At 47.1% G+C, this 25092-nt stretch carries 21 protein-coding genes; 1 reads left to right on the top strand and 20 read right to left on the bottom strand.

Annotation, left to right across the window (positions count from 1 at the left end; translation table 11 throughout):
- Positions 1 to 142 precede the first annotated feature (142 nt).
- On the top strand, positions 143 to 355 hold the full coding sequence (locus J2X75_RS18225) for a hypothetical protein (RefSeq protein WP_310338672.1): 213 nt from the start codon (positions 143 to 145) through the stop codon (positions 353 to 355).
- On the opposite strand, the gene J2X75_RS18220 is transcribed toward J2X75_RS18225, so the two are convergent.
- From J2X75_RS18220 to J2X75_RS18125, 20 genes are all read right to left on the bottom strand, one after another.
- The gene (locus J2X75_RS18220) at positions 324 to 1130 is read right to left on the bottom strand and encodes an MBL fold metallo-hydrolase (protein ID WP_036671861.1); all 807 of its coding nucleotides are present in this window, start codon (positions 1128 to 1130) and stop codon (positions 324 to 326) included. The two genes, J2X75_RS18225 and J2X75_RS18220, sit on opposite strands and share 32 nt — an antisense overlap.
- A 6-nt stretch (positions 1131 to 1136) precedes the next feature.
- Positions 1137 to 1880: a two-component system regulatory protein YycI gene (gene yycI / locus J2X75_RS18215; protein ID WP_036612041.1), complete on the bottom strand. Its 744-nt coding sequence runs from the start codon at positions 1878 to 1880 to the stop codon at positions 1137 to 1139.
- A gap of 272 nt (positions 1881 to 2152) precedes the next feature.
- Positions 2153 to 3433: a YycH family regulatory protein gene (locus tag J2X75_RS18210; RefSeq protein ID WP_310338668.1), complete on the bottom strand. Its 1281-nt coding sequence runs from the start codon at positions 3431 to 3433 to the stop codon at positions 2153 to 2155.
- Positions 3417 to 5267, bottom strand: coding sequence for a cell wall metabolism sensor histidine kinase WalK (walK, locus tag J2X75_RS18205; RefSeq protein ID WP_076216658.1), 1851 nt, complete (start codon positions 5265 to 5267; stop codon positions 3417 to 3419). The genes J2X75_RS18210 and walK overlap by 17 nt, the downstream gene beginning before the upstream one ends.
- On the bottom strand, positions 5267 to 5989 hold the full coding sequence (gene yycF / locus J2X75_RS18200; protein WP_074092884.1) for a response regulator YycF: 723 nt from the start codon (positions 5987 to 5989) through the stop codon (positions 5267 to 5269). Before yycF ends, walK begins: the two co-directional genes overlap by 1 nt.
- Before the next feature lie 246 nt (positions 5990 to 6235).
- The gene (locus tag J2X75_RS18195; RefSeq protein ID WP_310338659.1) at positions 6236 to 7768 is read right to left on the bottom strand and encodes a peptidoglycan DD-metalloendopeptidase family protein; all 1533 of its coding nucleotides are present in this window, start codon (positions 7766 to 7768) and stop codon (positions 6236 to 6238) included.
- A gap of 486 nt (positions 7769 to 8254) precedes the next feature.
- Positions 8255 to 9064 (bottom strand): class I SAM-dependent methyltransferase, encoded by an 810-nt coding sequence (locus J2X75_RS18190; protein ID WP_310338657.1) that lies wholly within the window; start codon positions 9062 to 9064, stop codon positions 8255 to 8257.
- Between the two features lie 284 nt (positions 9065 to 9348).
- A complete protein-coding gene (locus J2X75_RS18185; protein WP_310338654.1) occupies positions 9349 to 10116 on the bottom strand; it encodes a hypothetical protein in 768 nt (255 codons plus the stop codon).
- A gap of 222 nt (positions 10117 to 10338) precedes the next feature.
- Positions 10339 to 11625, bottom strand: coding sequence for an adenylosuccinate synthase (locus J2X75_RS18180; RefSeq protein ID WP_091012210.1), 1287 nt, complete (start codon positions 11623 to 11625; stop codon positions 10339 to 10341).
- 444 nt (positions 11626 to 12069) lie between these two features.
- Entirely contained in the window at positions 12070 to 13431 is a 1362-nt protein-coding gene (dnaB, locus tag J2X75_RS18175; protein ID WP_036611922.1) for a replicative DNA helicase, read from the bottom strand.
- Position 13432: 1 nt separating this feature from the next.
- The gene (rplI, locus tag J2X75_RS18170; RefSeq protein WP_036611925.1) at positions 13433 to 13876 is read right to left on the bottom strand and encodes a 50S ribosomal protein L9; all 444 of its coding nucleotides are present in this window, start codon (positions 13874 to 13876) and stop codon (positions 13433 to 13435) included.
- Positions 13873 to 15864 carry a DHH family phosphoesterase gene (locus J2X75_RS18165; protein WP_310338646.1) on the bottom strand — a complete coding sequence of 664 codons (1992 nt, stop codon included), beginning with the start codon at positions 15862 to 15864 and terminating at the stop codon, positions 13873 to 13875. The genes rplI and J2X75_RS18165 overlap by 4 nt, the downstream gene beginning before the upstream one ends.
- A gap of 11 nt (positions 15865 to 15875) precedes the next feature.
- Positions 15876 to 16796, bottom strand: coding sequence for a DUF2232 domain-containing protein (locus J2X75_RS18160; RefSeq protein WP_243391271.1), 921 nt, complete (start codon positions 16794 to 16796; stop codon positions 15876 to 15878).
- Positions 16793 to 17095 (bottom strand): MazG-like family protein, encoded by a 303-nt coding sequence (locus J2X75_RS18155; protein ID WP_017691445.1) that lies wholly within the window; start codon positions 17093 to 17095, stop codon positions 16793 to 16795. Before J2X75_RS18155 ends, J2X75_RS18160 begins: the two co-directional genes overlap by 4 nt.
- A 265-nt stretch (positions 17096 to 17360) precedes the next feature.
- Positions 17361 to 17786 (bottom strand): CBS domain-containing protein, encoded by a 426-nt coding sequence (locus J2X75_RS18150; protein ID WP_017691444.1) that lies wholly within the window; start codon positions 17784 to 17786, stop codon positions 17361 to 17363.
- A 184-nt stretch (positions 17787 to 17970) separates the two neighbouring features.
- Positions 17971 to 19005 (bottom strand): LCP family protein, encoded by a 1035-nt coding sequence (locus J2X75_RS18145; RefSeq protein ID WP_036671869.1) that lies wholly within the window; start codon positions 19003 to 19005, stop codon positions 17971 to 17973.
- Between the two features lie 240 nt (positions 19006 to 19245).
- The gene (locus J2X75_RS18140) at positions 19246 to 20835 is read right to left on the bottom strand and encodes an MFS transporter (RefSeq protein ID WP_310338638.1); all 1590 of its coding nucleotides are present in this window, start codon (positions 20833 to 20835) and stop codon (positions 19246 to 19248) included.
- 338 nt (positions 20836 to 21173) lie between these two features.
- Positions 21174 to 22064 (bottom strand): D-alanyl-D-alanine carboxypeptidase family protein, encoded by an 891-nt coding sequence (locus J2X75_RS18135; protein ID WP_074092891.1) that lies wholly within the window; start codon positions 22062 to 22064, stop codon positions 21174 to 21176.
- Between the two features lie 254 nt (positions 22065 to 22318).
- Entirely contained in the window at positions 22319 to 24145 is a 1827-nt protein-coding gene (locus J2X75_RS18130) for an oligopeptide ABC transporter substrate-binding protein (protein ID WP_310338633.1), read from the bottom strand.
- A 19-nt stretch (positions 24146 to 24164) separates the two neighbouring features.
- The gene (locus J2X75_RS18125) at positions 24165 to 25070 is read right to left on the bottom strand and encodes an ABC transporter permease (RefSeq protein ID WP_036611941.1); all 906 of its coding nucleotides are present in this window, start codon (positions 25068 to 25070) and stop codon (positions 24165 to 24167) included.
- Between the last annotated feature and the right edge of the window lie 22 nt (positions 25071 to 25092).

Raw genomic sequence — 25092 nt, 5'->3', positions numbered from 1 at the left:
CTTTTTTACCCCTGCATATTCACAGGTTCAGCATACACGTCTCATCACACAAATGTTAGCGGCAAAAAGAGGAATGTTTTCCATCAAGCCTGACTACAATAATAGTAAAAGACATTTCGAAGCTTCATAGAGGAGGATATATATGGATCGCACACGTACACTCACAGCCATGGATGAAGTTCATATGGCGGCCAAGCTGGCCGATCTCAAGGAAGAACACTATCGCAACACGCTTGCACTCAGTACCATCATTGAACTGCTTATTGATAAAGGCATTCTAACCCGCGAGGAAGTCGAGCTCAAAGCCGCCGAACTGGACAGCTTTATGGCTCACCCACCCTATCCCATGGCGTAGGACGGTCGTAATACGTATCACAGAGTTTGAACTCATGGTCCCGATAAAAACATCCACGGCTCTCCATCGCGTCGCGCACCGACATTTTCGCCAAGTCCATCATATTATGATCTCGGCTAAGATGTGCCAGATACGTGCGCTTGATGCGTCCGTTCATCAGTTCACTAAGCGCTGCCCCTGCCGCTTCGTTCGACAAATGCCCAATGTCGCTCAAAATCCGGCGCTTGGTGTTCCACGGATAACGCCCCATACGCAGCAATTCGACATCATGATTCGCCTCCAGCACCAGCACGTCAGAATCAGAGATGGCATCGCGAACCTTGTCGCTCATGTACCCAAGATCGGTTGCAACAGACAACTTCTCCGTACCATCATCGAATGTATAACCTACCGGCTCAGCTGCATCATGCGATATCCCGAAGGATTCCACGCGCAGTGACCCAAAATCATGCTTTTCACCCGTCTCAAATACCCTCCGGTTTTCCTCTGGAATCGCCCCAACCGACTTCTCCAGTGCCGCCCACGTATTCAGATTCGCGTAGATTGGTAAATTATATTTCCGAGACATCGCGCCTAGTCCTTTAATGTGATCGGAATGTTCATGTGTAACCAGAATCCCGTCCAATTCTGCCCCAGAAATCTCCCTTTCCTGAAACAGTGCATCCAATCGCTTCGCACTAAGACCCGCGTCAATCATGAGAGAGGTACCCCCATGCTGTATGACTGTGGCATTACCTGTCGAACCGCTGGATAACACGGTAAAATATATCCCCATAACGCATTACTCCCCTGGTTTGTCTGTCTTGGGACTGAATACATCCCCACTGATGCCCTGCACGTACAACACTTCGCCACTTTCCAGCACGAACCGCCATGCCGGCATCGCTACCTGTATATCTGAATTGAACAACTGGCCGTAATAGCCCAGCTGAATATCTTTGACAATTGCATCATTTGGCAAAAAGTTCTCGATCAGCGTTCCCAGCGCCTTCGACGCCGGAAGCACCTGCTGATCGCTCTCCTCTGCGGTTGTAATCCGCACTGGAGTTTGACGGTAACCCGTTATTTTCTGGTCGCTGTAGAATAGCTCCAGACTCACATTGAAGAGCGGCCATTTGCCATCCACCAGTGGGTGAAGCACAAAAGCCCCATCCTCGGCCATCAGCTGATCCAGCCGGTATGTCCCGATCTGTGGAATCTCACGCTCTAATGCATCTTCCAGCTCACTCTGCGAGAAGATCAGCTTGCTATCTACAGGCTGTTCCAGTTCCATATCAACGCCGGCCTTGTCCTCTTCAATGAACTCATAGGACAACTTTGGCAGCTTCGGCGTTTCATTTGGAATCGGAGCCAGCACCTGAATGCCCTTCTCTTCCATCGCCTGCTGTGTATTATCTGCCAGTGAGGTGAAGTCCAGATTGGCTCCGGCCGTTTCTCGTGCATCCATCCAGATCTGGTATCCCAGCACCAGATTAAGCAGCAGAAAGGCATAGATCAACACATTTTTTGCCCGTCCCCAATCCAAAACATCCACCTCCTTCAGTTAACTGGCTGAAATACTTTCTCAAATTGCCTACCCTTCCACCGGAACTAGCCGTTTACTAGCCTTTGAACTTAAAGCTATACGACAACGGAGAGGACAGAAATAACCTGAAGAAGCGGAACGTTCGCCTTTACCAACAGATTTCCCCTTATTAAAGGGAGTTCAAGAAATTTGGGGGTAACAGCGATCGGAAGGTTATTCTGCACGCGTAGTGATAAAGTACAGCTACTCTTTAGTTTAATGACTACAACCCATCAAGATACGGTGGTCTCCTCACCATTGCCAAAGCGGATCACCCATACCGGAATCAGCTTTAGTCCGTCCTCAATCGAAGAAGGACGATAAGCCGGGTACACGTCCACAACCTGGCGATTTTCACCTGCTACCTTTTTAATAAGAGCCTTCAGCTTGTCTCCGCCAGGTAGTTTGACCGATTTCTTCGTCTCTGCACCTTCGTTCAGGTATTCCAGTGATCGTTCATAGCTGGATACCGTCTCCTGCTGCATCTCCATGCTGATCGTTCCAAAGCGGAACTGCATGGAATCCATAATCGGATAACTGCCGTAATACTGCTGGAATTCAAGCCGTGTCTTGCTGTCGGCGGTCTCCAGCATCATGCGCGACCGGCCTTTCCAGCCACCATGCTGATTCACAAAATCAACCGCAGACAGCGCATCCTTCGCAGGATCAATCTGTCCCGCAGGCGGTGCCGCCGGATCGGTGTAACTGATCCAGCGCTGTTCCTGTTTTACCTGCAGACTACGTTTACTATCAGTATAGATCTCCGATCCATCTTTTTCCCGGATATTCCGGGTCATGCTTGGATCGAAGAACAGACTGCGCTGCATCTGCTCAACCGTGAACTGGCCTGTTGGCACATCCGCCTCAATCGTCTCCAACGCTTCCGTCGGGATATAATACCCGCCCTCCATCAAGGTATATGGCGTCCAGTTCGTACCGAAGTCAACATGCTGCTGTACGTCTTGTACTGTCAGGTCCGCCTGCGTTGCTTCGTATACCACGTCTCCCTTGGCGCTGAAGAACAGCGCATGGGCCTTCGTTTCATTTTTGGACGTATAGATCGAGATTCGGTTTATGGTCTCCCCCTGGAATAAGGAATCCGTCCCGAGCCTCATCACTCGCTGTAACAATGCTACGGGAATACCTTCTTTGAACGATAGCTCAAACCCAGGGTTCTCCTTGCGAATCTGATCCCAGTTCACCGATTGCACACTGCGGCGCTGAAAATCATCGAACGCCCGCCCCTGCAACCTTGAATAGATCAACTGATAGAACGTATTGCCAGGGTAAAACACCGTATGTTTATCCTGGCCCAGATGAATAATCATCTGATCGGGGAAAATCAATTCTTCAATATTGCGTTCCTGACCCATATTTTCCGTCTTCACATAGTTCGTCTCTGACGTCACGATGGAATCCCCGCCTCCGGGCAAACGGTAGATTAGAAAATAACTCTGAACCAGACTGGCTACAACAAGGGCAGCAAGCACCAAGGATTTAATCCGTTCCTTCACGGTGCTCACCCCCTTTCTCACGCATCGGCAGTGTAAACGTTACTGTCGTGCCCACATCTACTTCAGATTCCAGAGAAATACTGCCATCATGTGCCTTCACAATTTCCCGGGCAATGGACAGTCCTAGCCCTGTGCCTCCCATACTGCGGGAACGAGCCTTGTCCACCCGATAAAACCGCTCAAAAATGCGATCCAGATCACGCTGTGGGATACCCATTCCGGTATCCGATACCGAGATGGCAAGTGTGTGTTCATCACTGCGTCTAGCCGCAATCGTAATGGTGCCGCCTTCCAATGTATATTTCAGCGCGTTGGACACGACATTATCGAGCACCTGATCAATCTGGTCACGATCCAGTGGAACAGCCGGAATATCATTCTCCACAGATAGTACAGGCTGAATATCCTTCTGATGCATCTGGAATGAGAAGCGATCCGTCACTTCCTCCAACATTTCCAGAATGTCAGTTGGTTGTTTCCGCAGCAAAGCCTCTTTGGAATCAAGCCGCGATAAATGCAGCAGATCCGTAACCAGTCGTATCATTCGCTCCGTCTCGTTCTGTATAACACCAACGAAACGACCGGCAAGCTGCGGATCTTCCAGTGCACCGTCATCCAGTGCTTCCGCGTAACTCTTGATCGTAGTCAGTGGTGTACGCAGTTCATGGGATACATTGGCCACGAATTCACGCCGGGATGCCTCAAGCTCTTCCTGCTCAGTAACATCCTGAAGTACGGCAATCGTTCCCGTGATCCCCCGTTCACGCCGATGAACTGGTGTGAACGTCATCCGAATAACCACGGGCTCTTCTTGTCCAGCGGGTGCAATCTGCAGCAAAGTTGAACCTGTGAAACCACTCGCGAGGGCTTCCGCATCCTCCGGATCAATGCCCAGTAATATGGCGAAGTGTCTTCCTTCAATATCCGCAGGATGCATACCCAGAATGCTGCTGGCACGACGGTTTACGAGAATGACTTTACCGTACTCATCCGTAGCCACCACACCATCACTCATATTCGTCAGAATGGAAGTCAACTTCTCCTTCTCCTCTTCATTCAGTGAAAGTGCATCCCTAAGCCTGCTGGTCATATAGTTAAAAGCCCGACTGAGTTGACCGATCTCATCCGTGCCAAATACAGGTGTCTGCTGATCAAAGTTACCTTCTGCGACCGCTGTCGCTCTCCGAGTCACTTCTTTAATCGGCTGCGTTATCGTATGGGACAAGATCACGCCAAGTACCGCCGTTAACACCAAGGCAATCAGAATGCCGGAGATAAAGATTTTGTTGATTCCCTCCATCGTGGAATACAGCTCGTTCATGGATGCCGCGATGTAGACCGCGCCGATGATCTTGCCGCCGGACAGCACCGGCTTGGCGACGACTTTTTTGCGAACATTATCCTCGTCCACGATATATTCCTCATTGTCCCGAATGCCTTGCAGCGCACGGCTGACAACGGTCTGGGTATTTTTGCGCCCCACATAATCCGAATGTGAACTTAGCGAGGTTGTCAGAACTTTGCCGCTGGCATCCAGCACCTGAATCTCGGCACCGTTAATGTTGAACAGGTTGTTCACGAGCACACGCAGATTTTCCGTTTTGTCCTCGCCAGCTTCTGCTTCTCCACCCGCCATCGTCTCCCCCACGAGAACTGATAGCATTTCCGCACGCGCCTGCAAGTCTTCCGTAAAATTGCTCGTTAGTGAGTTCTTCATCGCGCTCACAAAATAAACCCCGATCAATTGCATCGCAATCAGAATCAGCAGTACATAGATAATGATCAATTTCGCCTGAATCGTTCGGAAGAACGAGAATCGCGCGAATCGGCCCATTATATCCCCACGCTTTTGGCACTGCGCACGAGATAACCGAGCCCGCGGCGTGTCAGAATCGTTTCCGGTTTGCTTGGATTCTCCTCAATCTTCTCACGCAGACGACGAATCGTAACATCCACGGTGCGTACATCGCCGAAATATTCATATCCCCACACCGCTTGCAGCAGATGTTCCCGTGTCATAACCTTGCCAGAATGCTTCGCCATATAATAGAGAAGTTCATACTCACGGTGGGTCAGATCGAGCGGTTCCCCGCCTTTGTAAGCCGTGTACATGTCCATATCAAACGCCAGATCAAATAACCGCATAACCTGCTTTTCCTCATCTTCCGGCGCTTCTGCCGTAATCGCGAGCTTTTGCCGTCTGCGCATCTGTGCCTTCACCCGTGCAAGCAGCTCACGCGTACTGAACGGCTTTGTCACGTAATCATCCGCACCCAATTCCAATCCGAGTACCTTGTCGATCTCGCCATCCTTGGCGGTAAGCATGATGATCGGCATCTCCAGATGAGCGCGCACCTCACGACAGACATCCATACCGTCCTTGCCCGGGAGCATCAGGTCCAGCAGCATCAGATCCGGTTTCTCGGATAACGCCAGTTCAACCGCACGAATGCCATCAAATGCACAGATGACCTCGTACCCCTCTTTTTCCAAATTAAACTTCAGAATGTCCGCGATGGGCTGTTCATCGTCCACCACCAAAATCTTCCCCTGCATCGGCTAAGTTCACCCCTATATCCTGCTTAATCCGCGTTAGCGTTTATATCTCTCTTCTATGTTTAGCTTGTACCAAGCCTGCTTGATTGGTTTCTCTAGTTTGTTGTTTATACTCTCTAGTTTAACATACCTGAAGCACCGTCACATCCCGATCAGGGGCTTGGAAGGTCTTTCATCTGAAAATTTTTTACAGCAGCAAAAAACAAGGCCAGCATTATAGCCAACCTTGCCTCCTTATGCTCTATATTAGTTCAGATACGTTAACGGATTTTCCACCGTTCCATTCTTAATAATCTCAAAATGCAGATGTGTTCCAGTCGAACGACCCGTATTGCCCATAACGCCGATACTCTCGCCTTTTTCAACCACTTGTCCAACCTTAACGCCAATGCTGTTCAAATGTCCATACAGTGTTTCGTATCCGTTACGGTGGTTAATAATGATGACATTACCATAACCACTTTTCTGTCCTGCAAAAGTAATTACACCCTCATCAGACGCTTTCACATCGCGGTTACCTACCAGATCGACACCTTTGTGCTGGCGACCCCAACGTTGGCCAAAGCTGCTGCTCATCGTTGCATTGGATACCGGCCAAGCAAATTCACCTGTGCCCTCACCAACAACTTTTGTTCCGCTAAGGACCACTTCAGTTACAGCTGCTTTAATCACTTCCTGACCAAGCCACTCTTCCTGAACCACTTCACCATTTTCTTTCGTTATACGATACTGCATGCTTTTTAAGCCACTTTGTCCTGGACGCACGACTTTAGTTGTACCAGCTTTCAGCTCATCACTTTTGCGCACTTCCACTTGTGGTTTGATCTCAATCTGTTCAACAACCTGCTCAACCGACTTAACAGTTACCGCCGGTTTCGGAACGGTCAAGGTCAGTTCGCCTCCGATTTGAAGCGACGTTTCCTTGATGCCCGGATTATGCTGGCGAATCTCGCTTTGTGTAATTTCATACTTGGCAGCGATCGAAGAGATCGTATCTCCTTCACGAACCACATAAGTTACAGGCGCGTCTTTACCAACGGTTAAAGCTTTAACCGCCTCGGACACATCCCATATTTTGTTTGGATCAGCCTTCACCACATCCGTCGCTACATCTTCCTTGATGCCTACCGACTTCAGGGTTGTGCTTGGTCCCTCGTCTTTCTTCGAGGAGTTAGCCGATACCGACTTCGTCTTAAGCGAACTTCGCACAGCCGATGCCGATATGTATTTGCTCTGCACTTGTTCCAGGATTGCATCCGCTGTTGCCTGATCCTTCACAATACCAATGACTTCACCGTCTACCTTAAGCTCCACACCTTTGGCGTAGGCTGTAAGCATGTCACCCAGTTTGTCCAGCGTCTCGTCACTGTTCACTTCAGGTTTGTACGCTCTTGCCGTTTCGGTTGTGATGCCATCCGTGTTCAGCACCATCTCTGCATCCGGATATTTATTTTGATATTCCTCAGTTTTGTCTGTAAATAGTTGTTGTAATTGTGCCTCATCTGCAATGGTACCAATCTCGCTACCTTTAACCATTACTTTATAGTACGGTACGGTGTTTGCAGTAACATATTGTTTGCCTGCGAACCCAAGCGATGCTGCGATGAATACACCACATGCTGCTGTAATGATCCATTTGCGCGAGGCCAGAACGCGCTTCTTATTCACACTGAAGGTGGACATGCTCATGTTGTTTTTGTCTTCGGCTGTCCGGTGTTCCCCGGATTGTTCGTGTACCCGGTCTTTGCCCGGTTGGCGTATGCCTCTGAAACCTTTCATGATTCTCTCCTTTTCAGCACTTCTCAGTTCGCATTTCTGTCAAGACATCACCCATCGTGTCTGTCCCATGCTCGTTGATAATTGTATTGGGTGTCCGCAAAATCAGGACTTTAACTGCGCTCGTAAAAGTGTCAAAATTTTAACCTTTTATCACACCCGTATACTTTAACACAGGTTTTACACTCATTTCAACTCTACACGTCACACCACAAAGCCACGCCCCGCTTGGTTTCCCTGTATTATCCATAAGATCGTACGGCTGATCCATCACCCATTATGCCTCAACATCGGCTGTACTATGTACTTTTGTTCGCAAATTAAGACTAGGTTCTAAGACCCAGTGAAATATGCTTTGTTTTTCATAAAAATACAAATAAAATCCCTCACCAGATTAACTCTGATAAGGGATTACGTAAACAACCTGTTTGTCGTTTATCTTAAACTGGATTTCATCTCATGCCACAATAGAAATTAACTTTCATGTCACTATTCTTTGACTGCAAGAATTACAAATCGCTTCTGCTGAACTTCCCAGAATCCATTTTGCTCCATCTCCATATGAATATCCATTAATGTCTCACGGAACTGTTCTACCTTGAAATCAGGTACTTGCCACGGGATGGTCTTTAGATAATATACCAGTGCGCCTATATCATAGAAACGTTGTGCAGGGGTTGCTTCACGTTGCTCCAGAATACGGAATCCACACTGCTCCAGCTGAAGAACAGCACGATCCAGTTCCCATCCAGCGTAATCCGCTGGCATAGGAATGCCGAGCCGATCATTGATCTCCCTGCAATCTGACCAACCTACCTGTTGAGTCAGAAACAGTCCTCCTGCGGATAGAATCCTCCTAACTTCCTGCTCATCATACGACTCATGCCGATTAAGAATCAGATCGAATTCCTCGTCTGTGAAAGGAAGTTGCGAATCATCAGTCACCGGAAGTACCTTCACACCGAGCGGCTGCAAACGTTCCTCTGCAATCGGTATATTGGGGAGATAGCCTTCAGTTGCACATGTGTATGGAGGAAGGGGGCGAAGTCTAGACAGCATTTCTCCTCCACCAGTTCCCATGTCGAGCATTCGATCTGTCTGATTCAACAATCGACGAGCCATCGTTCCATAGGACCAGGGCAACATTCCACTCTGAAGTCGCTCACTCCCTGTTACATAGCTAAAATCCCAGCCACTAAACGGCTGGTCCGCCTCTTGCAGCCCTTGCTCGTATCGCTCATTCGTCGCCTCGGCAAACTTTTTTACTGATGGTTCTGAATTAGAGTGATATAAGTTCATGTTCAATACAACCTCCAATTCGTGTATTCGGAAACACAAGTCCATCGGTTCTCTTGAAAGCACCTATGAACGGAGGTCCACGAATTGGACTGGAGGTTTCTGCAATGTTGCCTAAACGTTTTTATATGTTGTGTTCTTTACCTTTATATTTCATACACCTTTCCCTCCTACAGGCATTTCCAGTATTTATTTAAATAGATTATATTCAATCACCATCGACAAGTCCATTACATTATGAATCAGGCGATACCCGTCTATGAGCACGCAAGCTTTACCTTCCAATCTTATTCTGTTTGCAGTACTTCCATCAGGTTGTCGTACTCTTCACTGGTCAGGTACTTCGAGATCACCTGTTCAATCTCACGTAATTCCTGTTCCGTTAGGCCACCTTCCATGGCACCTGAGATCTGCTGCATTTCTTTCTGTGGCAGCTTGTTCATGAGCAGGCTGAAGATTTTTTCTTTCTCCTCTGCTGGCAGCTTGTCCTTCGCTCCTGTAATGTCATCCGGTGATACAACAATGGCATCATTGCCTGAAGAAGCACCGCCGCTAGCCGCTCCGGTTCCATTGCCTGAAGCTGAACCACTACCCTGATCTGTTCCTGAGTCATTACCTGTGCCCGTATCCGTCCCATTGCCTGCACTTGTGCCTGAGTTTGATCCTACGGTCGTATCTGTACCTGAACCTTCCCCTGTGCCCTCGTTTGAGCCGCTCCCTTGGGACGCATTATTGCCCGCATCTACGCCAGATTGACCGCTCTCTGTCCCATTCCCCATAACTGAAACAGCATCTTCAGGAACCTGCTCTTCGTCCGCTCCTGTCGGCTGATCTGTCGTCCCATTTCCTGATTTGTTCCCCTCGTTGGTTTTACCGCCTAAGGCACCTTGGAACATGGCGGTTAACCCCATGGGTTGACCTTCCCACTGAATATTGAAACTCGCGAGTAGCGACTTCGCATATGACTGTACAATTAATCCGGTCGTGAGCAGTGTCAGTGAACTGACCAGCAACACGGTTAGCACGATTTTGACAAACCACACAAGCAACTTCATTCCGTTCTCTCCCTCCAATTATCCCACCCGTCTAACATGCACATGTCCGGGTCTGTGACTCTACTGTTAACCAGTATTGACGGAAATCTCGGGATTATATCCGAAAAACATACAAAAAACCTCCAGTCATCGCTATAAAAGCAACAACTGGAGGCTTAACATGCCTAAGTCGGCAGAGGATTCTATTTAATAATTCAAGAAACAATCTCTTTATTTCTTCGATTACTCGTAGATTGGAAGAACTTGATTTGTTTGCTCACGGTTACGACCAACGGAGAAGATGGCAATTGGAATGCCTGTCAGCTCGGAAACACGTTTTACATAATTCTGTGTGTTCACTGGCAGGTCTTCGAGTTTCTTCGCTCCAGTGATATCTTCGCTCCAGCCTGGCATCTCTTCGTATACCGCTTCACATTCTGCCAGCATTTTGAGGCTTGCCGGATAGTGTGTGATGACCTCGCCGCGGAATTTGTATCCCGTGCAGATTTTTACGGTTTCCAGACCTGTCATTACGTCCAGAGAGTTCAGGGACAGACCTGTGATTCCACTGACACGACGCGCGTGGCGAACAACAACACTATCGAACCAACCTACACGACGTGGACGTCCAGTTACCGTACCGTACTCATGTCCAGTCTCACGGATTTGGTCACCGATTGCATCATGCAATTCCGTAGGGAATGGGCCATCTCCTACACGGGTTGTGTAAGCTTTCGCTACCCCAATGACTTGCTGAATACGAGCCGGGCCTACGCCAGAACCGATACATACGCCACCTGCGGACGGATTGGATGATGTAACAAATGGATAAGTTCCTTGATCAAGGTCCAACATAACGCCTTGTGCGCCTTCAAACAATACTTTTTTGTCCTCATCAATATATTCGTTCAGAACAACGGATGTATCACGTACGTAAGGACGAAGAATTTCGGCATATCCGAGGTAATCTTGCAGAATCTCCTCAACATCAACAGGCTGGCCGCCGTAGACTTGCTCGATGACACGGTTCTTTTCTTTGACCAGATGACGCAGTTTCAGTTCGAAATCTTCAGCATCCATCAGGTCAACCATCCGAATACCAATACGAGCTGATTTGTCCATGTAACATGGGCCAATTCCTTTGCCAGTCGTACCAATTTTGTTCGGACCTTTGCTCTCTTCTTCCAGTGCATCCAATACCATGTGATATGGCAGGATGATATGTGCACGCTCACTGATGGACAGGTTCTTCGTTGTGAAATCATTGTCATGAATATAATTAATTTCTTCGATGAGTGCCTTCGGGTTGATAACCATTCCGTTACCAATAACACACGCTTTATCCGTGTAGAAAATCCCTGATGGAATCATCGTCAGTTTATATTTTTTGTTATCAATCAGAATTGTATGACCCGCATTGTTACCACCTTGGTAACGAGCCACCACATCAGCGCTCTCCGCCAAATAATCCGTGATTTTACCTTTTCCTTCGTCTCCCCATTGCGTTCCCACTACAACTACCGTTGACATAGTTAACATTCCTCCGTGGGTGCCTTGCGCACCTTTGTATTGGTCTGTCCGTCCTCTATCCCGGTAGGCATGTTAAGCAATAAACCGACTGAGAAGCGTGCTAACGGACAGTAAAAATGTCCTTCCGTTACATTCAAGGGAAGGTTTGCGCTGCTTTAACGCAGCAGTATTAGTGTACCAGTACCCTTTTTCAAAGTCAAATCAAATGGCGAACAATTAGATATAGTACAACCGTAATGTTCGGGATTTACCCATTATTTCAACAAAAAAAACCGGAGACTTCAGTCCAAGATTGCTTGACTGCTATCACCGGTTCAAGGATACCCATTTCAATGTGAATCTATATCTGGTATTTATAACACATGTTTGCGTTCAGTTGCTCTAATGGTTGATCTTCGGGACAGACGATTTTGCTTCCTGATCGAAGCCGTCAGCACCTGCCCTTTACATCGCGAAGGCGTCATTGTGCGCCCTCTCGTAATTGACGAATTTATTAAAGTTTTTCAGGAAGACCAGTTCCACCGTACCTACCGGACCATTACGCTGTTTGGCGATAATGATCTCAATAATATTTTTCTTCTCGGTCTCTTGGTTGTAGTAGTCATCCCGGTACAGGAACGCTACGATGTCGGCATCTTGCTCGATCGAACCCGATTCCCGCAAGTCACTCATCATCGGACGTTTGTCCTGACGTTGCTCTACACCCCGGCTCAGCTGGGACAAGGCAATAACCGGAACTTCCAGTTCCCGGCCAATCTGTTTCAGTGTACGTGAGATCTCGGATACCTCTTGTTGACGGTTCTCCCCTGCTTTACCACGTCCACTAATCAGTTGAAGATAGTCAATCAGGATCATGCCAAGGCCTTTCTCTTTCTTCAAGCGACGGCATTTGGCACGAATATCTGCTACGGTAATGCCTGGCGTATCATCTATAAAGATGTTGGCTTCTGACAAAGCTGCAATACCCATCGTCAGCTTCTGCCAGTCTTCATCACCCTTGAAATCACCCATACGCATCACGCTGGCATCCAGGTTGGCTTCCGCACAGATCATACGTTGCACCAGCTGGGCAGCTGACATCTCCAGACTGAAGATGGCTACCGTCTCCTGTGCCCGAATGGCAACGTTCTGAGCGATATTCAGGGCGAAGGCTGTCTTACCTACGGAAGGACGGGCCGCTACAATGATCAAGTCACTGCGCTGGAATCCGGCGGTCATTTTGTCCAGATCGATGAATCCGGACGGAATACCTGTCGTTGTACCCTTATTCTGATGAAGTGTTTCCACACGATCGAATACTTCCATCAGTACGTCCTGGATCGCTATAAAACCACTACTGGAGCGACGGTTGGAGATCTCCAGAATGCGACGTTCAGCTTCTCCGAGCATCGCTGCAACATCTTCGCCGCCTGTATATCCTTCGCTCACGATCTGTGTTGCCGTACGAATCAGGCGACGCAGCATCGATTTTTCTTCGATAATCTGAGCGTAATAGTCCACGTTCGCGGCTGTAGGTACACCATGGGCTAGCTTAGCCAGATAACTAACGCCCCCGATGTCCTCCAGCTCACCTTTATCCTTCAGAAGCGAAGTCAGTGTCACGAGGTCAATCGGTTGATTTCCCTCGCCAAGCTGGATCATCGCTTCAAAGATTAATTGATGGGGCTTATCATAGAAATCCTCGGTTTGCACCCGTTCCATCGCTGTAATCAGGGCCTCGCCCTGCAACAGGATTGCACCCAGCACGGCCTGTTCGGCTTCCAGGTTCTGCGGGGGAATCCGGTCAAATAACATTTCTCCGCCCATCTTACTCTTCCGTTACCTGTACTTTCAAGGTTGCCTTCACTTCAGGGTGAACCTTGACAGTTACTTGTGTTACGCCGAGTGTACGAATAGGCTCGTCCAGCTCAATTTTGCGTTTGTCTACTTTCAGACCCTTTTTAGACAAAGCTTCCGCGATCTGTTTGCTGGTAATTGCGCCAAACAGACGACCACCTTCGCCAGACTTGGCTTTCAGTTCAGTCACTTCTGCTTCCAGCTTCTTCGCAAGTGCTTCCGCTTCCGCTTTCTCTTCCTGTTTGAGTCTTTCTTCAGCCGCCTTCTGGTTATCCAGTGTCTTCATGTTCCCGTCCGTTGCCAGACGTGCGATTCCCCGTGGCAATAGGAAGTTCTGTGCGTAACCCTCAGATACTTCTTTCACTTGCCCTTTCTTGCCTTGACCCTTCATATCTTTTATAAAAATGACTTTCATTCGAACAGCCCCTCTTCCTTTTCGATTTCAGCCAGTACGTTCGTCAGCCGTTTTTCTGCCTCTCCAAGCGTTCCTTCAAGCTGCACGGCAGCATTCGTCAAATGCCCACCACCGCCCAGTCGTTCCATAACAACCTGAACATTCATGCGCCCCAACGATCTAGCGCTGATGCCAATCAATCCATCCGGGCGCTCGCTAATAACAAATGAAGCAGCTACGTCAGTCATGTTCAGCAATGTGTCCGCCACCTGGGCAATCATCATCTGTGAAATCTTGCTACCAGGGTCCGTGACCGCCAGCGCAATGTTTCCATATACCATTTTAGCATGCTTTATGATTTCTGCCTTAGCAATATATTCTGACAGATCCTCTTTCATCAACCGCTGGACCATAATGGTGTCCGCACCGCTACGACGCAGGAAGCCTGCCGCTTCGAACGTTCTGGACCCCGTGTGCAATGCAAAGTGCTTCGTATCCATCGTAATTCCGGCAAGTAGAGCCGTAGCTTCGAGCGGAGTGAACTGTACCTTGTCATGAATGTATTGCAAGAGTTCGGTTACCAGTTCGGCAGCAGAAGACGCATAAGGTTCCAGATAGATCAACACTGCATCATTGATGAACTCTTCACCCCGGCGATGGTGATCCACAACTACGACACGGGTAGCAGACTGCACTAGTTTTGGCTCCATGGTCATGGAGGCCTTATGCGTATCCACCACCACCAACAACGTGTGCTCGGTCATCATCTGAGTTGCTTGTTCAGGTGATACAAATGCCTTGGATAACTTCTCATCCTTGTTCACTTGCTCCATCATACGTTCAATCGATGGATTAATTCCATCCAATACAATTCGGGCTTCCACATTGTACAGACTGGCCGCTTTCCACACACCGATGGATGCACCGATCGCGTCCATATCCGGAATTTTGTGCCCCATGATGAGCACCCGATCGCTCTCCTGCATGAGATCACGCAGCGCGTGCGCAATAACACGTGCTCTTACCCGTGTCCGTTTCTCTACTGCATTGGACTTGCCGCCATAGAATGACAGGCGTTGTCCGGACTTCACAGCAGCCTGGTCTCCACCGCGTCCAAGTGCCATGTCCAGACTGGATTGTGCCAGTTCTCCCATCTCGCTGATGCTATCTGATCCAAACGCCAGTCCGACACTGAGTGTCATTGGCACTTTGAGGTCAGCAGTCATCTCCCGAACTTCATCCAAAATGACAAATCGGCTCTGCTCCAGTTCCTGCAAAGACTTATGATTCAGCATCAACAGATAACGATCAGAAGACAGCCGACGCAGGTACACTTCATATTGCTTGGCCCATGACGTAATCTCGCTGGTCACACGGGCAATCAGTGCTGTACGCTGCTGGTCGTCCATGCCCTGGGCAGCCTCGTCCAGATTATCCAGAACGAGAATTCCCAATGCAAGGCGTTCATTTTCATATTTATCACGAAGAATGGCTAGCTCCGTAATCTCGTATACATATACATACCGCTCCTGCGGGTTATGAATAACTCCATAATGCCGATCATCCAACTGGAATTCGTCATGGAACTCCTTGGATGAATGTTCCTTCGTCCCATCCTTCTTCTCTTTAGGCTGAGGAAGTTTGGGAAACAAATTAAGTAGCGGATTACCCACCATTGTCTTCTCCTGGAACATCTCCGCGACAAAGCGGTTATGCCACTCTACCGTACGATCTTCGCTGTACAGCACAATTCCGAATGGAAGCATGCTGACCGCTTCCCCCTCCATCCGTTTGATCCGAATAGATAGGCCATTAATGTAGTCGTTAAGCTCACGGCGGAACGCGAGCTCCGCCTTAATCATGACGATTCCCAGCGCCGAAGCCAGTATCAGACTAATCAAACCAAGCGTCCAGTTATAAATGGTAACGAACATAACGAGCAACAGCAGCAGTATGAACGCCCATACGGTATAGTAGCCGTGCCAGCGTTTCTTCAGAAATTTAGGCATGACTCATCACCCTATCGTTTTGATTTCGATATTGCCTCACGAAGCGGGAACGCCAGATCGATAATCCCGATAATCCGAAGCGGACCAATGAAGAAGACCGCAGCCGCCAGAAAATATGGTATAACCGGATTCCATTTCTTTGTATGTGAGAGAAAGAAGAAGAAACCGATCGCTTGAATCATGAAGCCCAGATTAATTAACGGGGACAGATTCATGGCAATCATGGTCCAGTATGTTCCATCACTTTGTCTGGAGATCACTTCAATCAACAATGCGAGGAAATAATACCAGATCAACGCACGCGGCATACGCCATTCTCTCGCTGGTGGAAGTTTCGATACCACCACACCCATCACGTTCAGAATCGGACGAGCAATGGCGTGTGTAATAAAGGCCATTACCATCGATGTGACAACGAGAGCAAACGGAATCATAAGCTGTGTTTGTTTGGCAACATCCTCGGTCATCTCAGGTGTCCATGCAAACCCGTTGATCATCTGATTCGATGTATTGGTTAACGGTTCAATGGTCAATTTGACTACATCTTCTATATAACTGGACAGGTCGAATTGGAAAATGACACTGCCGACCAAGAGCAACAACAAGTATTCTGCCAACATCATGCCACTTCCCGCCATCAGCGCGAACAGGGCTGATTTGCGTGTTTTATACGCGTGACCCATAACGATCGCAGGCAAGGTAAAGATGAGCAGTAATAACAGATAGATGGGGTGGAATACGACCAAAATAACAGCTACGGGCACGAGATGCCATATAAATGATTTTAAAGATAATGAAGCATACAAAATAACTCCCGGAATCATCATAAAAAATATGGCAAGTACCGATAAAGGAGTTAACAGCGAAAGTAGCAAGAGCAGATAAACTGCGCTCCAAACGGCTGATTTAAAGCTAAATTTCAACAAATTCACCTCTTACGCATATGATCTTCTAGCGCGGAAATATCTTGGTACCAGTCTTCAAGCTGGTGACCTTCCTGTTTATGCTTTTTCAACTTCTCAACTAACAGTGCATCCAGATCCTTGAAAGGAATACCGAGCCTGCGGCCCAATATGTAACTACTCATAATCAAACTGGCAAGACTGTCCCCGATTCGAGTTGTACTGCCTTCCCATAAGGCCTTGAATAATCGGGATACCTGATCAAGCACTTCGGTTTTCAGCCATTCAATCACTTTAGCGCGTTTGGCTACATCCAGTTCTTTAGGCATATTGGCGAAAGTCACTCTCCCCCGAAAAAGCTTTATTCTCGATTATAGCATAAAAAGAGGGCCCGCAAAATTACCCCAAAAAACGGAGAAGTTCTCCGAAACTGATGTCAGGTACTTATGCGGAGTCCTCCGTACATCCTATCGACCTATATATTTGTAAAAAACTTCGAATGCACCCTTGGTTCAGGACTTCTTAAGTTTAACATGATACCGGACGGCTGTGATTATCCAACATGACACAATAATATTTAAATTCGGTACAGCCTTACTTAGCCTTGATCGATTCTTTGGCTACAATGCCCTCGCAGTACTCAATTATCTGACTCCGTCTGACAATACCAATGAACCGATCCATATCATCGACCACAGGAACAAAGTTCTGAACTTTAGCCAGATTAATCAGGTCCTCCATGTTGGCATTAATGGATACGGGTTTAATATCCAAGCGAAGTGGAACGTCCTTGAGCAAGAACTTTGAAGCGTTTTCAAATGAAATTTTTCCCTCGGCATTCTTCATATACCACAGTAAGTCGCCTTCGGTAACCGTACCAATATATTTGCCCTCTTTATTCAAAATGGGTACCGCCGTAAAACGATGATATTCCATCCGTTCCAACGTTTGCCGCAGCGTAGAATCCGACGTCACGCACGTAACCTCTTGTTTGGGTAGCAAAAAAAATGCGATGTTCATACCCTTGTGTATCCTCCTTGTGAATTTCTTCGTTCAACTTATCTCGCTCAACTTATATTATACGGATCAGAACGCAGGATGTTCCAAAAGGATAATAGTTCTCAATACAAAGAAAAAAAACAGCAGCCCGCGAATAAACGTACTGCTGATTGTGGTCTACAACACATCATTGGTATGGAATTGGTTATTCAATCTTTTGCCGGTCAGGGATCATTACTTCACCGGCTGGGGTCGATTGATCCATCCAGTTGTTAATCAGCTCTTTGGCATATTGGACATCTTTCTCGTCAGCCTGACCATAATAGATACCGTCTTTTTTCATTCCCTCACCCAGGATGGTGAAGCTTGAAATCTGCGGTTTCTCCTGAGTAAGCACTTGTTTGGCCAGATCAATAATGAAAGATGCTCGCATATCCGTCTGGAAACTGTCTCCCATGATCTGAATCAATTCCGGAATTTTGGCGATTTGATTCAAATTCAGCATCTCATTCGCCATCGCGTTCAGGAAAATCTGCTGCCGCTTGGTACGATTAAAATCGCTATCCTCACGGTATCTTACATAATACAGTGCTTCCTGCCCGTCATAGATCGGCTTACCACCTTCAATCGTGAATTGCACATGATCCGGATTCTTGTTCACAATGTCCTCATCAATTGGCAGTTTTACACCACCAAGTGCATCAACCACTTTTTTGATTCCGTCGAAGTTGATCGTTGCATAATAACCCACATCAGCATCAAGAAATTTCTCCACGGTATTGATGGACATATTCTCCCCACCAAAAGCATAGGCATGCGCCAGCTTATCATAATCATCTTCGCCGTCCTTGTTGGCATCCCGTCCTACAATCTGCACATACGTATCACGTGGAATGGATACTAACAGCACACGGGATTCCTTGGGACGAACTACAGCATAGATGACGGTATCGGAACGTCCACGCGTTTTCTCATAAGCGCGTTTGTCCGAACCGAGCAGTAATACGGAGAAAGGTTCCTTACGGTATACCGTTGGATCAGGCGTGTTGTTGCCTTCTTGCGGTACATAAGAACGGGATAACTGATCTTCTACCGAACCGGCGAGAAACAGATCAAATGCTGCTACAGCCAGCTGCTGACGGAACAAATAACCTCCGATTAACAAAACAACAAGTGAAACGAGCGTTATATATAGGCCTTTTCTTCTTTTCTTCTTCTTATCTTTAGTTCTGCTTTTCATCCATTGATTCCTTCTTCACTGTCAAAATGATAATCCATAATACCAATTAAACGTCTGGGATGCCTTGTGACTCGGTGTTCACTGAAGTTTTCTCTCTCTGGAATCAAGACACCGCTTACGCTCGTTCTATTGTAATCATTGCAGGAGCAAGAAAAGTTACAATCCGGTTAAATTGAAAAGAACAGCGACTCCTTTTTAGCTACAAAAGGTACACTGTTCTCTTCATTTTCACATGCGATCCTATCCGTTCGTGGATACACTTTCCACATGATGACTCTTCTCTTTTTGACGCAGACGTCCCGTTATAAGCGCAGCTACCAGCGTAAGCACACTGAATACCACCGCAGACCAGAAAAGGCCATTGTAACCCTGCCCTGTCGTTTGATGCACTGCCTGGAGCAACACATCGCGGATACCTTCATCAGGAATCTGGGACAGGCCCTCTGTCAGACTGGAGACATCACTCCCTGATGCCCCTCCCGAGGCATATTGTTGTAGCATCTCGGGCGGCACCTGAATTCCTTTGTCAGCGAATCCTGCCTGAATGTTGGGCCCCAGATTAATGAAAGAACGTGCCAGGAATCCGGCAAAAATGGTAGGTGCAATAGCCATCGCCATCTGGCGAAATAACGAGCTGGTCGCTACCGCGATGCCTTTGTTGTTCTCCCCCGCCTGTTCTGTGACAAGTACGTTAACTGGCGCACCAAGCATCATACCGAAGCCAATACCTACGAGCGTACTCGCGATGACAAATTGCCAGATATGCTCCACCCATAGCGGGAACAGCAGGAATCCAATGGCAGATAGCAGTCCAGCAACCGATAACGTCCAGATTGGACCTTTGCGGTCAACGAGGTATCCACCTCCACCTGCCCCGATGCCGGATGCCAGCGCAAGCGGAGTAAACCAGTACCCGGAAGCCGTATTGGATACGCCGAGATATTGTTCAACAAATCCGGGAATAAAGATCACCGAGGCCAGAATGGCTCCCGAGAAAAAGGCAATCAACAGCGTCCAGCGAAAGGACGCAATGCCCAGAAGCTGTGTCGATACAACAGGTTCACGTTCAGATCCTTCCAGCCTTTTTTCCATAAAGTAAAAGAGCACCAGAAGGATTACACCTGCCAAGAAAAAGCCATAGAACATCGGAGATCCCAGGCTTTGAAGCATGTTCACACCGTCCAGATTGCTGAAGCTATACATTAAACTGAGTACACCCAACGTTAGGACAGCAATGCCGCTCCAGTCCACTGCTGCACGATTAAGCTCCTGCTCTTCCTGAATAAATCGAATACCTGCTATGAATAACAGAATGGCGATAGGTACATTGATCAGGAATAACCAATGCCAGTTGCCCGTAAGGTCCAGTATAAAAGCACCGACATTGGGTCCCAATATAGCGGCAACACCATTCATCCCTCCAAGCAGACCCAGAGCTGTACCCTGACGCTCCGCCGGGAACTTGCTTAATACGTATGAGCTGGCAATGATAAAAATCCCACCACCGCCCAAAGCTTGAATGACACGAGCAATCAGGAAAAAGGTGAATGATGTGCTCAGCGCAACGAGCAGGGACCCGATCCCAAACAACGCCACTTCAATCAAAAATAGCTTCTTGCGACCATAACGGTCCGACAGTTTGCCCGCAATAGGTACACTCACCGCAAGCCCAAGCGTGTAAAGCGTAATCGTCCATGCTCCCCATGTTGGCGACACAGCAAATGATGCATTTAAGGTGGTCAGTGAAGAGGTGATGATCCCGTTATCCAGCGCAGCCATAAATACCCCTATGGCAAACAGGATTAGCGGCCATTTCATTTGTTTTTGCATCACATGTTACCTCCCGATCAGATCGTAAATTCAGTATCGTACAGTTGGTTTGGTACATATATATTAAAATGAGTTGAATAATAATGACTCACTGGTCATTTTAAAACAAAAGAAAACCATATGTCAATTTAACAATATGGTTATATGGATCAATTTACCTCCGATTCGATAAAATAGAGGGCACCACATGTTCAGTCGAACCTGCGGACAGCCCTCATATCTTATCAAACGTACTAACGCTTGCGTAATGCTTCAATAATCTGGTCTGACTCAGTTTATTTGACAGGTGGATCATTGGCGTCCTGAAGGTCTCTTTGATGATGCCTATGTACGCCCTCTCATTTTGAGCCCGAAAACCCATAGTTGAATAACTTCCGAGTCTCCACAAAACGCCCTTCACGAGTATCTGTTCCAAATACAACTGATATCAGTCTTTTTCCATCACGTTCGGCTGTCCCCACAAAATGATATCCGGAATCCTCATCATACCCGGTCTTTAATCCGTCATTCCCATCGTAAGCATACGGCCCACCAATGGAGGACAACATCCAGTTCGTGTTGCTCATGTACATCCCTTTTTGATGCATTGATACTTGCATTTGACTGGAAATTCTTAAAATCTCGGGATGGTTATTCAGCAGATATCGCGCAAGCTTGCATGCATCTATAGCCGTCATTAAGGTCTGCCCTTGTATATCCATCGGACGGTTAGGACCAAGCAGCTTTTCACTGAGGCCCGTTGAATTCGTGAATTGTGTATCCTCAGACAGTCCAATCTGAGTTGCTTTCTGATTCATCTGTTGCACGAACTTCTGCTCTGTACCACTGATATGTTCAGCAAGAGCAACCGCTGCATCATTGGCTGAATAGACAGCTACGATCTCGAACAACTCCTGAACGGTGAACTGCTCTCCCTGTTTCAGGGTCAGTTGACTGCCCCCCACGGAGCTGGCATACAGACTCACATTAACAAGATCATTCCAGCCTATATCACCATTAATCACGGCCTCCATCACTAACAGTTCTGTCATCAACTTACTGACGCCTGCCGGAGCAATCTCTTCGGAGCCGTTAAAATCCATTAAGATCTGTTCAGAGTTCATATCCATTAATACCGCAGATTCAGCTTTAATTCCCGGTTTGCCTACCAGCATGTCCGGTTTCACACCCAAATATATAATAAGCAAGAGAGCCAGCAGCATACCTGCCCGTTTCCACCATTTTTTCATAAGATGATCACCTCTTACCTATATAGACGAAGTAGAGAAGCATTTTGTCTGCACTTTTTTGAAAAAAAGTTAAATTTTTTTTATTTTTTGGTTACAAAAAAAACATGAACCCCATACACCCATGCCAGAGTGTACAGAATCCATGTTTTTAAAGACACTTTTTATTCATTTTCCTAGGAGAATTCTTCATTAATAATCTAGCAACCGACTTCTTAAAGGACCCCAATCCTTACAGCTGCTAATTTAAGAATGTGTTACTCAGCTACAACTGCTTTGTCTGCATTAACTTGCAGGTCGCTCAGGTAAACGCCTGTTCCATCACCAATCGCATAGTTCATTACACGTTTGTTAACTGGTGCTACAACTGCACGATACAGTGTAGGGAATACAGGAACTTCATCTACCATGTATTGTTGCCATTGATTGTAGATCTCTTTACGCTTGTCTACATCAAATGCTTCAGCAGAGATACCTTGTGCCAGCAATTTGTCATTCTCTTCGCTGGAGAATCTGGAGAAGTTGTAGAGTGCATCGCGGCCATATAGACCAGATGGATCTACGTCAATACCAACGCCCCATGCGGCTTGATACACATCAATGTTCGGATCATCTTTACCTGTGTTACCTACACGGTCATAGAAGCTGTTGAACTCAACCATTTCGAGGTTTACTTTCAAACCAATAGCTGCCCATGATTGAACATAATAACGAGCCAATGGTTCAGCTGTGTCGCCACCAGTCATGGATACAAAGTTGATTTCGAGTGGTGTTCCATCCGGATTCGTACGGAATTCACCATCCAGTTTGTAACCAGCTTCGTCGAGCAATGCTTTCGCTGCTTCTGGATCATATGCTACACCCGGATTGTTGGAATCATGGAATTCTGGGTGAGACGGTGGAATCAGGGTTGTTGCATTCCAACGCAGGCCATTATAGAAACGTTTACCTACTTGATCGTTATCTACAGCCATCCACATTGCTTTACGCAAGTTTTTGTCGCCCATTTTTGCTTCGGCATTGCTTTTAACTTTTCCGTTCTCTTCATCCCACGTACCCAGTTTGAAACCGATGTACGTATAAGCACGATCGATTGTGCCCAGGAATTCTACATTGGACAGGTTAGCATTGTCTTTGTATTGATCTGTCGGGAATGCATCCACGAGATCTACCCCGCCAGATTTCAGTTCTTGAACAACCGTTGTCGGGTTGATAACTTTCAGAGTTACACCATCCAGTTTTGGAGCTCCACGCCAGTAGTCATCGTTTTTAACAAAAGTTACAGACTCACCTGGAGTGATAACATCCACTTTAAATGGACCAAAACCAATTGGTTTTTCACGTACTTCTTTGGAAGAAGACATTTTTGCTACATCCATATCTCCGAAGATATGTTTAGCCAGCGGATATGTCCATACGCCACCTGTCAGCAGGGACGGAGTAGATTCTTTATACGTAATGCTGATTTGTTTGTCGCTCAGCACTTTAATACCAGAGATTGTTTTTGCTTTTCCAGCATGATACTCGTCCATACCTACTACACTAGTGAAGTTGGAGTCGTAACGTGGACCATCATACGCTTTGTTACCGATAACTTCATAAGCAAACTGCAGATCTTCAGCCGTTACCGGCTTGCCATCATGCCAGTTTACATTGTCGCGAATGGTCAGTGTGAACGTTTTGCCATCTTCGGAAGTCTCATATGTTGCGGCACCATCATTGGTGTACACATAGTCTTTATCCCAAGTCAGCAAGCCTTCATCGAACCATTGAAGAACCTGTGCATCCGGGTTACCGGAATAGAAGTTAAAGTTCAGTGTACCTTCAAAAGCAGTATCCGATACAAGTCCGAATGTAATCGATCCACCCTCGATCGCAGTACCCTCATTCGTTTTGACATTGTTGAAGTCTTCAATGGAGTAAACGCCCTCTTCATTAGCAGGTTTTTCCTCCGTTTTTCCCTCTTCTGTGTTGGAAGTTGGAGCTGGAGTAGCTGCTTCTTTCTCAGAGCACGCTGCGAGCACCAATACAAAGACCAACATCATCGTGAAAAATAGTCCCCGTGAAAATAATCCCTTTTTCATGAACCTTTCCTCCCTTTTTTTAACCTCTTCTTTGTCTTGCATCAGTCGCACGCTTTAGGGCTTGACCGACATTATTTATACTCAACATCAATACCAGAATCAGTACCGATGCGGGTAGCCATATCCACCATCTGGATTCCAGGGTTTGCGGATTACGTGCATAACTTACGAGTGTTCCAAGACTAGGCGTACTTTCGGGAAAACCAAACCCGAGGAAAGACAGCCCGGATTCGAGGCCAATGTTGGCAGCGAGATTCAATGTCATCGTTACGATAATAATGGAGCTCAGATTCGGAAGAACCTGTGAGAGCATAATCTTCAGATGAGAAGAGCCCAATGTTTTTGAAGCTTTTACATAATCCAGTTCCCGTTCCTGTAATGCTTTGGAGCGAATCAATCTGGCGATACCCATCCAGAGAAATGCCGTCATGATTAGAGAGAACGAGATGATATTGTATTTCGGTACTGCCGTAACAAACGCGATAACAATCATCAACATTGGAAGGATCATGAAGAAATCAACAACACGCATAAACAGATTGTCTATCATTCCACCGAAATAACCGGATAAAAGGCCAATTAAGATACCTATGAAGCCAGTCATTAACGTTACGATAATTCCAATGGTCAGGGAGTTACGTGTACCGATGACCAGCTGGCCAAATACATCACGACCTCCATAGTCCGTTCCAAGCCAATATTTCGCTGATGGTGGTTCATATAAGGCAAACAGATCCACGCGTACGATATCATCCTGATTCAGAATGAGAGACGTGCCATATACCAGCAACATGACCAAGCCCAAGAAAATGAGCGAGATTAGTGCCACCTTATCTCTGACAAGCTCCCTCCATAAAATACTCAAGCTGGAGGGGCTTTTATCAACCTTTTGTGAAGTTACAACTACCTCGTTGGCCTTGCTCATCTTGTTTTCACCCCGAAATCTT

The organism is Paenibacillus sp. 2003 (assembly GCF_031455635.1).
Lineage (GTDB): Bacteria > Bacillota > Bacilli > Paenibacillales > Paenibacillaceae > Paenibacillus > Paenibacillus amylolyticus_B.
Note: the sequence above shows the minus strand (reverse complement) of the source record. Positions and strands in the feature narration are given on the sequence as shown.

Coding starts and splice junctions, on each gene's coding strand:
- J2X75_RS18225 (WP_310338672.1), top strand. CDS start 143: ATGGATCGCACACGTACACTCACAGCCATGGATGAAGTTCATATGGCG.
- J2X75_RS18220 (WP_036671861.1), bottom strand. CDS start 1,130: ATGGGGATATATTTTACCGTGTTATCCAGCGGTTCGACAGGTAATGCC.
- walK (WP_076216658.1), bottom strand. CDS start 5,267: ATGGGCCGATTCGCGCGATTCTCGTTCTTCCGAACGATTCAGGCGAAA.
- yycF (WP_074092884.1), bottom strand. CDS start 5,989: ATGCAGGGGAAGATTTTGGTGGTGGACGATGAACAGCCCATCGCGGAC.
- J2X75_RS18195 (WP_310338659.1), bottom strand. CDS start 7,768: ATGAAAGGTTTCAGAGGCATACGCCAACCGGGCAAAGACCGGGTACAC.
- J2X75_RS18190 (WP_310338657.1), bottom strand. CDS start 9,064: ATGAACTTATATCACTCTAATTCAGAACCATCAGTAAAAAAGTTTGCC.
- J2X75_RS18185 (WP_310338654.1), bottom strand. CDS start 10,116: ATGAAGTTGCTTGTGTGGTTTGTCAAAATCGTGCTAACCGTGTTGCTG.
- J2X75_RS18180 (WP_091012210.1), bottom strand. CDS start 11,625: ATGTCAACGGTAGTTGTAGTGGGAACGCAATGGGGAGACGAAGGAAAA.
- dnaB (WP_036611922.1), bottom strand. CDS start 13,431: ATGGGCGGAGAAATGTTATTTGACCGGATTCCCCCGCAGAACCTGGAA.
- rplI (WP_036611925.1), bottom strand. CDS start 13,876: ATGAAAGTCATTTTTATAAAAGATATGAAGGGTCAAGGCAAGAAAGGG.
- J2X75_RS18165 (WP_310338646.1), bottom strand. CDS start 15,864: ATGCCTAAATTTCTGAAGAAACGCTGGCACGGCTACTATACCGTATGG.
- J2X75_RS18155 (WP_017691445.1), bottom strand. CDS start 17,095: ATGCCTAAAGAACTGGATGTAGCCAAACGCGCTAAAGTGATTGAATGG.
- J2X75_RS18150 (WP_017691444.1), bottom strand. CDS start 17,786: ATGAACATCGCATTTTTTTTGCTACCCAAACAAGAGGTTACGTGCGTG.
- J2X75_RS18145 (WP_036671869.1), bottom strand. CDS start 19,005: ATGAAAAGCAGAACTAAAGATAAGAAGAAGAAAAGAAGAAAAGGCCTA.
- J2X75_RS18140 (WP_310338638.1), bottom strand. CDS start 20,835: ATGCAAAAACAAATGAAATGGCCGCTAATCCTGTTTGCCATAGGGGTA.
- J2X75_RS18135 (WP_074092891.1), bottom strand. CDS start 22,064: ATGAAAAAATGGTGGAAACGGGCAGGTATGCTGCTGGCTCTCTTGCTT.
- J2X75_RS18130 (WP_310338633.1), bottom strand. CDS start 24,145: ATGAAAAAGGGATTATTTTCACGGGGACTATTTTTCACGATGATGTTG.
- J2X75_RS18125 (WP_036611941.1), bottom strand. CDS start 25,070: ATGAGCAAGGCCAACGAGGTAGTTGTAACTTCACAAAAGGTTGATAAA.